8 protein-coding genes and 1 tRNA gene are annotated in these 11,499 nt (G+C 38.2%); 7 read left to right on the forward strand and 2 right to left on the reverse strand.

Translation table 11 applies throughout. The features are described 5' to 3' along the window. Positions 1–320: 320 nt before the first annotated feature. The gene (gene dat, locus Q1A47_RS18275; protein ID WP_026682991.1) at positions 321–1,196 is read right to left on the reverse strand and encodes a D-amino-acid transaminase; all 876 of its coding nucleotides are present in this window, start codon (positions 1,194–1,196) and stop codon (positions 321–323) included. A gap of 123 nt (positions 1,197–1,319) precedes the next feature. Further along, positions 1,320–1,499: a hypothetical protein gene (locus tag Q1A47_RS18280; RefSeq protein ID WP_299632649.1), complete on the reverse strand. Its 180-nt coding sequence runs from the start codon at positions 1,497–1,499 to the stop codon at positions 1,320–1,322. A gap of 173 nt (positions 1,500–1,672) precedes the next feature. Here Q1A47_RS18280 and Q1A47_RS18285 point away from each other — a divergent pair. The 7 genes from Q1A47_RS18285 (at position 1,673) to odhB (ending at position 11,123) form a co-directional block, all read left to right on the forward strand. Next, positions 1,673–1,746 (forward strand) — tRNA-Gly (locus Q1A47_RS18285). 420 nt (positions 1,747–2,166) lie between these two features. Further along, positions 2,167–3,870, forward strand: a complete 1,704-nt coding sequence (locus Q1A47_RS18290) for an ABC-ATPase domain-containing protein (RefSeq protein ID WP_166529818.1) — start codon at positions 2,167–2,169, stop codon at positions 3,868–3,870. Positions 3,871–3,890: 20 nt separating this feature from the next. After that, positions 3,891–5,036, forward strand: a complete 1,146-nt coding sequence (gene queG, locus Q1A47_RS18295) for a tRNA epoxyqueuosine(34) reductase QueG (RefSeq protein WP_166529819.1) — start codon at positions 3,891–3,893, stop codon at positions 5,034–5,036. A gap of 85 nt (positions 5,037–5,121) precedes the next feature. Next, positions 5,122–5,964 (forward strand): amidase domain-containing protein, encoded by an 843-nt coding sequence (locus Q1A47_RS18300; protein WP_166529820.1) that lies wholly within the window; start codon positions 5,122–5,124, stop codon positions 5,962–5,964. Positions 5,965–6,012: 48 nt separating this feature from the next. Beyond that, positions 6,013–6,486, forward strand: a complete 474-nt coding sequence (gene trmL, locus Q1A47_RS18305; protein ID WP_026683003.1) for a tRNA (uridine(34)/cytosine(34)/5-carboxymethylaminomethyluridine(34)-2'-O)-methyltransferase TrmL — start codon at positions 6,013–6,015, stop codon at positions 6,484–6,486. Positions 6,487–7,027: 541 nt separating this feature from the next. Beyond that, the gene (locus tag Q1A47_RS18310) at positions 7,028–9,880 is read left to right on the forward strand and encodes a 2-oxoglutarate dehydrogenase E1 component (RefSeq protein ID WP_166529821.1); all 2,853 of its coding nucleotides are present in this window, start codon (positions 7,028–7,030) and stop codon (positions 9,878–9,880) included. Next, positions 9,873–11,123 carry a 2-oxoglutarate dehydrogenase complex dihydrolipoyllysine-residue succinyltransferase gene (gene odhB / locus Q1A47_RS18315; protein ID WP_026683005.1) on the forward strand — a complete coding sequence of 417 codons (1,251 nt, stop codon included), beginning with the start codon at positions 9,873–9,875 and terminating at the stop codon, positions 11,121–11,123. Before Q1A47_RS18310 ends, odhB begins: the two co-directional genes overlap by 8 nt. The last annotated feature ends 376 nt before the right edge of the window (positions 11,124–11,499 follow it).

An 11,499-nucleotide genomic window follows, 5' to 3' on the forward strand; every position in this document is an offset into this window, starting at 1 on the left:
GATTTTCACTTTACCCATTGTAAAAAAAGTCAACCTATTACTTATGACAAGAATTGTTGCACCTTCTCATAGCGAAGTAATTAGTCGGAGCATTGCTAATATACATCTAACATTTCAAAATAACTACTAAGCTTAACGCAGTCATTGCACTGATTTTATACTTTCTTAACTTATTAAAAAAGACTGTCGTTTTTTCGACAGTCTTGAATAATACTCTTTGATTCCGTTTTTTTAACAGTATCTCTGACAATCAATACATCCATTTCATACATAATTATTGTAATAAGGATGATGAGATTAATTTAAGAGAAGTAATTCATTTAAATCGTGTGAGTGATCTTGCCTTCTGTTATATTAGCATCGTTTTCATATGCTGCCTGCAATTTTCTCGTTATTGGTCCAGGTGTACCGTCCTGTACTTGTTTATTATCGATCATCGTTACAGGCATTACTTCAGAGGTACTACTAGATAAGAATACTTCATCAGCCGTGAAAAGATCTTCTTGTTTAAAACCATTTTCATTAAACGAAATGGATAGGTCATTAGCAAATTGCTCTACGCGCATTCTTACGCACCCATGAAGAATTCGATTAGTAGCAGGATGGGTGTAGATGTCACCATCTTTTACCATATAAATATTAGATGAACTACATTCTGTCACCAAGTCATCACGGTGTAAAATAGCTTCATAGCAGCCATGCTCTTTCGCTTCTTGCTTGGCTAAAACATTTGGCAATAAATTTAAACTCTTAATATAGCAATTTTCCCAGCGTACATCAGGCTGAGTAATGACAGATACGCCCTTTTGTAGGTTCTCCAGGTTGCGTGGGAGGTCTTGAGCATATGCATACATGTTTGCAGGGATACCTTGAGGAAAGACGTGGTCGCGTGGTGCTGATCCACGAGATACTTGTAAGTAAACTTTTCCGTCCCCTGTCATTTTATTTTTTTCAAGTAATTGTAATAACAAATCAGTTATTTCTTCTTTTGTAGCAGCAAGATTAATTTTTACTGCATCAGCAGAACGGAATAGACGATCTACATGCTCTTTTAGTAAATAGTATGAGCCGTCATAAATACGTATTACTTCATAAATACCATCACCAAACTGTAACCCTCTTTCTTCAAAAGGGTATTTCAAGTTATCTTGATGTGTAAAAGTTTTCTGTGCTAAAACAATTGGATATATAGCCATTCTTTCTCGCCTCCCTAAAACTTATGACTATTCTATAACTTCTTTTCAAGGTTGTAAATCCTTACGATGAAAATAGTAAAAAGTATTTCAGAAGGTTATGGCGTAATGATAATCTGTGTGAATTCAAAAAATGATAGCATACAAAAATAAGCGGTTTAAATTATCATGTGATTTTCGTTCATCTATTCCAAAAATAACTGGTAGTAATACCTCCACCTCAAGCAATAAAGTGAAACCAATATAGGTAAGAGAGGGAACGACTACCAGTAAATGTCCAATAGGTTCAACTGATTGAACTTTCACTTTATAGTAGTCGGTTTAGTTAAAAGAATTATACATGTTACAAGTTTAAGAGAATATTAATTTTTTGTCGAAAAAAATTAATATTACTATTGACCTGTCTAAGTCTAATTGCTATAATAAATATTGCGTTCGAAAAAACGATAAATAAATTACATAATTTCTCCAATTTGTTTGCGGGTGTAGTTTAATGGTAAAACCTCAGCCTTCCAAGCTGATGACGAGGGTTCGATTCCCTTCACCCGCTCCATACATATGTCTTAACGCAGTATTTCGTAATGAATGGTACGAAGTATTGCGTTTTTAATTTTTATCTCACATAATAACGGCAGTAAGCCCTCGACCTTAAGGAATAAAGTAAAAGTAATATAGATAAGAGAGGGACCGACTGACATAAAATGTCCGATTGGTTCGAACCCTACATGGGAGTAGGTCGCAAAGGCGTTGCCACAGGATGTGGCGATTTAACCCTTTGTACGTGTTTGTTTCAGTGAAAACCGGATTGAAGTTTCACTTTATTGACTGTTTTACTTCTTCTATATAAACATGTAAAATTTTTGGCGTAGACACGAATATTAGTTATATGATTCTTCTAAGGTTGCGTGTTTTTACGCAACTAGTGGCTTATCATTCGCTTATTTCTAAATTCTAACGAAAATGAGGTGTTTATATGAAGCAATTATTATCCACACTTAAACAAATTGATCATAAAGGATACAAAGCATATAAAAGTATACAAGGGCATTATGGTTATACTAATTTTAATTTAGCTATTGATTACGTTCAGGGAGATCCATTTGCATCTCCTTCTAAGATAAGGGTGATTATACCCGCGAGCAAACGGCCGATAAAACAAGAATGGCTAAAGACATATTCTAGAAAAATTGCGACCGAAGATGTAATTGCTAGAGTAGTAGGTGAGGCTGTTACAAACCAGGTTTCCACAGTAAAGGGGTCAGGTAAGAGTGGATTGATTATGTTTGATCAACCGGGACAAGAAAAGCTGGAGCGCAGTGCAGTACAAGTTAATTCCTCTTCTATAACCATTTGTATGTCTATCGGTCTTCCTGCAAATGGGAGAAAAATTAATGGGCGGGAAGCGGAGAAATTGTTCGCGCAAGCTCTACCTTCTATTATGAATAGTTCTGTATTTACAATAAAAGATGAGGAAATAGAACAGGCAAATATCCTCGCTGATCAACAAGATTCCATCCGGCAGCAAATGCGGGAGCATGGCTGGATTGCTTTTTTGGCAAACGGGTCAATCTTACCACGTGAGAGTGGTATTAGTAATCGCCCCTTAAAGGATGCAGTAGCTTTTCAAAGCCCATTAAAAAACGAAGTAGAGTTACCCATTCCCCATAGCAGGGAGCCTATTAGAGGAATGGCGATTAAAAAAGGGATCACACTAATTGTAGGTGGAGGATATCATGGGAAAAGTACAGTGTTACAGGCAATTGAAAGAGGTGTGTATTCCCATGTAGAAGGTGACGGACGAGAATTTGTCTTAACGGATGTGGATGCGGTAAAAATCCGAGCGGAGGATGGACGTAAAGTAAGTGGAGTGAATATTTCACCATTTATTAATAATTTGCCCCATGAACAGGATACAGCTTACTTTTTTACAGAAAATGCCAGCGGGAGTACTTCGCAAGCAGCTAATGTCATGGAAGCATTAGAAGCAGGTGCATCTACACTGTTAATTGATGAGGATACAAGCGCAACAAATTTTATGATTCGCGATCATCGAATGCAGTTACTCGTTCAGCAAAACAAAGAACCAATCACTCCGTTTATTGATAAAATAGCACAGCTTCGTGATCAATTAGCTATATCTACCATATTAGTAATGGGTGGATCAGGAGATTATTTTGCGGAAGCTGATACAGTAATTCGCATGGAAGATTATCTACCTTTTCATGTAACTGATGAAGCTAAATCGATAATGGAAAAGTACCCATTGGAACGGTCTGCTGCTGATGCAGGAACCTCTTTCGGTGATGTAACGAGTCGATATTTTCATCAGCGGTCCTTACAGACGAAAAAAGGGAAACGTGCAAAGGTGCAAGCAAAAGGCTTACATCATATTTTGATGGGAAAAACGGATATTTCTTTTGCTTACACGGAACAAATCGTTGATTCATCACAAACAAGAATGATTGCTGAGATTATTCAGTTCTTAGATAGAACACAGCGTTTGCAGGATACCACGCTTTATCAACTTCTTGATAAAATTGAGCATCAAATGACAGAAAAGGGATTGAGTTCTTTTACAGCTTTTCCAAATCAGCATCCGGGAGATTTAGCGCGTCCACGTAGATATGAAATTGCAGCTGTTTTCAATCGAATGCGGACTGCTGTGGTAAAGCAGTAATAGGAGGTTGGACATAACAAATGCATACAGATCAATTAAAGCAAGAGATTATCGAATACAGTAAAAAAATCGGTATTGATAAAATTGGTTTTGCCTCTGCTGATGTGTTTGGAGAATTAAAAGAAAGACTTCGGAGGCAACAGGAATTAAAGTATCAATCCGGTTTTGAAAAAGGAACGATTGAAGAACGGACTGAGCCTAAACGTTTACTTCCGGAGGCGCAATCCATTATCTCCATTGCGTTAGCATATCCATCTCGAATGAAAGATGCACCGAGAAGCACAAGGGAAGAAAGACGGGGTTTGTTTGCGAGGGCCTCTTGGGGTGTTGACTACCATATTGTTATGCGTGATCGATTAGAAAAATTGGCTGCGTTTATTCAAGAAAAAGTACCTGATGGCAAAAATAAAGTAATGGTGGATACCGGTGAATTATCAGACCGGGCTGTTGCAGAACGAGCTGGCATTGGTTTCAGTGGTAAGAATACGTCCATTATTACACCTGAATTTGGATCATTTGTTTACTTAGGGGAATTGATTACAAATGTTCCATTTGTACCAGATGAGCCAGTAGATGATAGCTGTGGGTCATGTACGAAATGTATTGATGCTTGTCCTACTGGCGCGATCGTTCAAGGTGGACAATTAAATGCGCAGCGCTGTATTGCCTTTTTAACGCAAACAAAGGATTTTCTCCCTGACGAATTTCGCTCTAAAATTGGTAACCGAGTTTACGGTTGTGATACATGTCAGGTTGTTTGTCCCAAAAATCACAAGGTGGATTTTCACATTCACCCAGAATTCGAACCAGAGCATGAAGTTGCTAAGCCAAAGCTTATTCCAATGCTACGTATGTCTAATCGTGAGTTTAAACGTACATTTGGACATATATCAGGCTCTTGGCGAGGTAAAAAACCAATTCAACGTAATACACTGATTGCACTTGGACATTATAAAGATGAAACTGCAGTCGAAGAAATCATTGCTGTCATGTTATCTGACCCTAGACCAGTCATTCGTGGGACGGCGGCATGGTCACTTGGCAAAATTGGAACAGAAGAAGCATTTCAAGCTATTAAACGAGCGATGGATAATGAAGATAATGAGCAAGTTCGATTTGAAATGGAAAAGGGATTAGCCTTTCGACCGCCCTCTTCTACCAAGTAGCTGAATAAATCGTTACATTACACTGAAAATATTTAGCTGTTTGACAAGCATTCCCTCCATATACTGCTATTGGAGGGGATTTTCTATGGAAAAATTAAAGGAACTGTGGCTCCATTTTTTTAAGAGCAATCGGTGGCAAGAGACTTGGTGGGAGAGAAAGCAATCATTATTTGAGGAACGAAAAGCAAAAATTGTACAGATTAAAGGAAATGGTCATATGCATAGAAAGCTACGCTATGATCATGCTTCACACTATGATTATAATTTACATTTATCATTTTTAGTTAAGCAAAAGGATCAATTATATTTAGAGGAGACTGTCTATCCATATACATTTCGACTAGATCAAGGAGAGATTGTTGGTCATTCGTTAAAAAGAGTACTTCATGAAGAAAAAGTAAGTAAAGTGATGCCCGATGATATTATTGGTGGCGATGGAGATGATCGTTTTTCCTATGATCGAAATGCTGCGGTTCGTTACGCTGAGCGATGGTGGAATAGCTATAATCCAGCGTTTAAACAGTTCGATGTAGATTGCACTAATTTTATTTCTCAATGCTTACTTGCAGGTGGTGCGCCAATGAGGGGAGCTCCAGATAGGGCAAGAGGCTGGTGGTATGGAAATAATAGCTGGAGTTATAGTTGGGCGGTTGCTCACTCTCTGCGTTGGTATTTAAGTGGTTCAACACAAGGACTAAGAGGAGAAGAGGTGGAAACGGCAGCAGATTTAATTCCGGGTGATGTTATCTGTTATGATTTTGAGGGGGATGGACGGTGGAACCATAATACAATTGTTGTCACAAAAGATGCTTATGGTATGCCATTAGTGAACGCACATACAGATAATAGTAGACATCGCTATTGGTCTTATGAGGATTCAACAGCATGGACACCTGAGATTAAATATAAATTTTTCCGGATTTATTAAAGTAGTGCTATACTAGGAAAGTAGTACGTAGGTAAGGAGAATGAAAAAGTGAGTTTACACGTTGTTTTATATCAACCAGAGATACCAGCAAATACTGGAAATATAGCTAGGACATGTTTGGCTACTAACGCAACATTGCATTTAATCCATCCTCTTGGATTTTCAACAGATGATAAGATGGTACGAAGAGCTGGATTAGATTATTGGAAAGAAGTAGACATCCGTGAGTATCCTTCAATCGAAGAGCTGTACCGCACATATCCAAAGGCTTCTTATTATTATATAGAAAATTTTGGGACCAAGCATTATACAGATTATGATTTTAGTAATATAGAAGAAGAACTATTTTTTGTATTTGGTAGGGAAACAAATGGCATTCCACATGAATTATTGCATGGTAAGGAAGATCGTTGTTTACGAATTCATATGGGAGATCAGGTGCGATCATTAAATTTATCAAATACGGCAGCAATTATCGTATATGAAGCATTGAGACAGCGAGGATTTCCAGGTTTAAACTAATAACATACATTACTACCAGGATTTATAAAAAAGGCAATCGTTAGTATTCCAGTAAGGGAAAAACGAAACGAATGCCTTTTTTTGTTAGATCATTTCCAACTATTGGCTATTTTTCGGTATACCAGGCTTTGATTCGTAACCAGATGTGAAAATAGAAACTAGAAATACGATTATAACACCCATTAGTAACGCCAATTTCATGTGGACATCCTCCTTTTATGTAAGAGACCATTATAATTAATGTTTCCTCTATTATAACGAATTATTTAGAAAAAGTGAACAAAGTCTCTTCTAACTTAAAAGAAAACCTATATTTAGTAGTTTTGGTGAATACTTATTCAATTATAGGCTATATGGCATTTCTATTAGAGTTAATCATTTGAAAATTACAACTATATTAATGGTTGGAACAATATATTGTTTCCACTAATAAAATAGGGTATATTAGTTGATGTAATCATTCGTCAGTTCTATAATGTAGAATGAATAATGTATACCGTTTCATAACGGATAACGCTAACTTCTAATGGGGGTATAAAAGGTGGCACAGAGCGAAGAATCTAATGAGAGATTCTGGTCAGAATTTCATGGTCCAAATATGGGGTATATTGAAGAGCAATATGATTTGTATAAAGAGGATCCAGAGGCAGTAGATCCATCCATAAAGCAGATGTTCAATGAGCATGGAGCCCCTCAATGGTTATCTCATGCAAATGATTCAAATCAGGCAGTACAGGCTACATCAATAAATGATGTGAAGAAGCTTACCTCAGCAATGAAACTTGTTGAGGCTATTCGTCGTTTTGGACATTTGGAAGCAGATATTTACCCGGTTGGACTCAAAGAACGTAAATCAGAGTTGGTAGAGCCAGCTACGTATGGTTTAACTAATGAGGATTTACTAAATATGCCAGCCAATTGGCTATGGGAAAAAGCACCGAGTAAAGTTGAGAATGGATTAGATGTAATTAAAGAACTTAAAAAATATTATTCCGGAACAATTACATTTGAATATGATCATGTCAATAATGATGAAGAACGAAAATGGTTACTGGATTTAATTGAATCAGGAAAAGCTCGATTAGACTTGTCTAAAGATGAGAAATTTCAATTATTAGAGCGACTTACACATGTAGAAGGATTTGAAAGCTTTCTGCAAAAAACCTTTGTAGGGCAAAAGCGTTTCTCAATAGAAGGACTAGAAGCAATGGTACCAATGCTTGATCAAATTGTTACGTATGCTAGAAAAGATAAGATTGAGAATATTATGATGGGGATGGCTCATCGTGGACGTTTAGCTGTACTAGCACATGTTTTAGGAAAACCATATGATAAGATTTTCTCTGAATTCCATCATTCTCCAAACAAAGAATTAATTCCATCAGAAGGATCAATGGGGATTAATTATGGATGGACTGGAGATGTGAAATATCACTATGGGGCGACAAAGGAACCAGTAGGTGATGAAAACCATACACGGATTAGACTGGCTCATAATCCATCGCACTTAGAATTTGTAAATCCGGTTGTTGAAGGTTTTGCACGTGCTGCACAGGATGATCGTTCAGAAAGTGGTTATCCAAAACAGGACATGAATAAAGCGATACCGGTTGTGATCCATGGTGATGCAGCATTTATCGGAGAAGGTGTTGTTGCAGAAACGCTTAATATGAGTGGCTTACCAGGATATTCAACAGGCGGATCACTTCATATCATAGCAAATAACCTAGTTGGTTATACAACAGATCAAGTTGACGGACGTTCTACACGTTATGCAAGTGATTTAGCTAAGGGATTTGAAATTCCTATTATTCATGTGAATGCTGATGATCCAATTGCTTGTGTTTCTGCTATGAAAATTGCTTACGAGTACCGTCAAACGTTTCATAAGGATTTTCTAATTGATTTGGTAGGGTACCGTCGCTATGGACATAACGAAATGGATGAGCCGAGAATGACGCAACCTGACCTTTATAAGAAAATTGATAAGCATCCGACAGTAGCAAATGTATATGCGAAGGTGCTTGAAGATAAAGGTCTTATAAATGAGAATGAATTTAATGAGCTGAAGAAAAGTACGGAAGCAGAACTTCAGGAAATATATAATAGTATGAAAGAAAATGAAACCGGCAAATGTAATCCAATGCCAATGCCAGAAGCATTGACAAACGGACTCGATCAATTTGAAACAGCTATTGATGTGGATACATTGAAAGCTTTGAATAAAGGGTTAATGCAACGCCCTGAAGGATTTAATAGCAATAGAAAGCTAGAGAAAATTCTTAAGCGACGTGAAAATGCGTTAGAAGAGGGTGGCAAGGCTGATTGGGGTACTGGAGAAGCGCTTGCTTATGCTTCCATTCTCCAAGACGGGATTCCGATTCGCTTGACTGGTCAAGATACGGAAAGAGGTACCTTTGCTCACCGCCATCTTGTCCTACATGATGTAGAAACAAATGATAAATTTAGTCCGATGCATGGGTTGAAAGAATCTAAAGCATCATTTGATATACGAAATAGTCCATTATCTGAAGCTGGTGTGTTAGGGTATGAATATGGCTATAGTGTTCAGGCTTCTAATACATTAGTTATTTGGGAGGCACAATTTGGTGACTTTGCCAATGCTGCTCAAGTAGTTTTTGACCAATTCATCTCCGCTGCACGTGCGAAATGGGGAGAAAAATCAAATATGGTCATGCTGTTACCGCATGGTTATGAAGGTCAAGGTCCAGAGCATTCGAGTGCTAGACTAGAACGGTTCCTGCAAATGGCAGCAGAGAATAACTGGATTGTAGCTTACGTGACTTCATCTGCTCAATTCTTCCATCTTATTCGTAGGCAGGCTGCTTTGCGTAATAGAGAGGAAGCTAGACCATTGGTTGTGATGACACCAAAGAGTAGTTTAATTCGAAATCAGCGTATTGCTTCAGAAGCGGAAGAGTTTACACAAGGTAAATTCCAGCCGATACGTCAACAGCCTAACTTAAAGGTGAGCAAGAAGAATGCAAAACGCTTGCTAATTGGTAGTGGTAAGGTCATGGTGGATATTGAAGAGGCAATAGAACATTCAGAAGAAAAATTTGATTGGTTACGTGTACTACGATTAGAACAAATCTATCCATTCCCTAAAAAGGAACTGGAAAAAGAGCTAAAGGCCTTGCCGAACCTGGAAGAAATTGTATGGGTTCAAGAAGAGCCAAAGAACATGGGAAGCTGGGATTTTGTTGATGATTATTTAAGAGATCTGTTACAGGATGGTCAGAAACTTAGATATATTGGACGCCCAGACCGTTCAGCTCCAGCTGTAGGAGTGCCTAACGTGCATAAAACAGAGCAAAATGAAATCGTACAAAAAGCGATCAACCCATCAAAAGGAGGAGATTCCAATGAATGAAATTAAAGTACCAGAGCTAGCTGAATCCATAACAGAAGGAACAATTGCAGAATGGTTAGTAAAAAAAGGTGACAGTGTTGAAAAAGGTGATCCAGTAGTAGAATTAGAAACAGATAAGGTCAATGTGGAAGTCAACTCCGATTTCGCTGGTGTTATTACCGAAATCATTCGTGAAGAAGGCGATGATGTAGAAGTTGGCGACGTTATTGCGAAAATTGACGAAAATGGGGAAGCGGGCAACAGCAGTTCTACTTCTGAAGAAAAGAGTGAACCGCAAGAATCTAAAACCGAAGAAGTTAAAGAAACGAAGAAAGCCGAAACACCGGCAAAAGAAGATTCCAGTGCTAAAGGTGATGTGATCGCTTCTCCAGCTGCCCGTAAACGAGCACGTGAACTTAATATTGATTTAAGTGCGGTTAGCCCTCGAGATCCACTTGGTCGAATTCGTCCAGAGGATGTGGAAGCTGCTGCTAGCGGTGCGAGCAATACATCTAAGCCTGCTAAAGAGGAGAAAAAACCAGCTGAAAAAACAGAATTTGCTAAGCCTGTGGAGCGAGTTAAAATGTCTCGCCGCCGTCAAACAATTGCTAAGCGCTTAGTTGATGTTCAACATGAAGCAGCGATGCTTACGACGTTTAATGAAGTTGATTTAACCAATGTCATGAAACTTCGAAGTGAAAGAAAAGAGAAGTTTATCGAAAAGCATGGGGTTAAACTAGGATTTATGTCCTTCTTTACAAAGGCAGTAGTAGGAGCGCTTAAAGACTTTCCTTTATTAAACGCAGAAATTCAAGGTAATGAATTAGTTATCAAAAAATTCTATGACATTGGCATTGCAGTTTCCACTGATGATGGACTCGTAGTTCCGGTAGTTCGTGATGCTGATCGCCTTGACTTCGCAGGAGTTGAGAAGGAAATTGGTAGCCTTGGTAAAAAGGCTCGTGATAAGAAGTTAGAAATGAGTGAGTTACAAGGTGGATCATTTACCATAACGAATGGTGGTACTTTTGGTTCTATGCTATCAACTCCAATTTTAAATGCACCACAGGTGGGGATTCTAGGGATGCATAACATCCAAAAGCGGGCCATGGTAATGCCTGATGACACAATTGAAGTACGCCCAATGATGTACCTTGCACTTTCATATGATCACCGTATTGTAGATGGTAAGGAAGCAGTTCAATTCCTAGTTAGAGTCAAACAACTGCTTGAAGACCCATATGATTTATTACTAGAAGGCTAATTACAATTCTAGAACAAAACCTTGCTTTGATGTTTATCGAAGCAAGGTTTTTTGTAGAGGAAATTATAAAATTTGTCCATATGAATAAATATAGGCGTGTTGAGCCCAGTCCTGCTTAAGCGCTAGAAACTAGGAGACTTCACGAATCGCCTTAATCTAAGTCATCATTGGCTCGCAAGCACACCATGATTCCTTTATCTCCGTTGACTCGCTCCAGTCGCTAATTTTCTAATCGAGCGTTTGCGCTTTTGTTCTAAGTTAAGAAAGTATAAAATCAGTGCAATGACTGCGTTAAGCCCAGTAGTTATTTTGAAATGTTTGATGTCTATTGGCAATGCTCCGACTAATTACTTCGCTTTCCGCGGGCACGGCCTCA

This window comes from uncultured Virgibacillus sp., assembly GCF_947495635.1.
Classification (GTDB): Bacteria; Bacillota; Bacilli; order Bacillales; family Amphibacillaceae; genus Virgibacillus; species Virgibacillus salarius.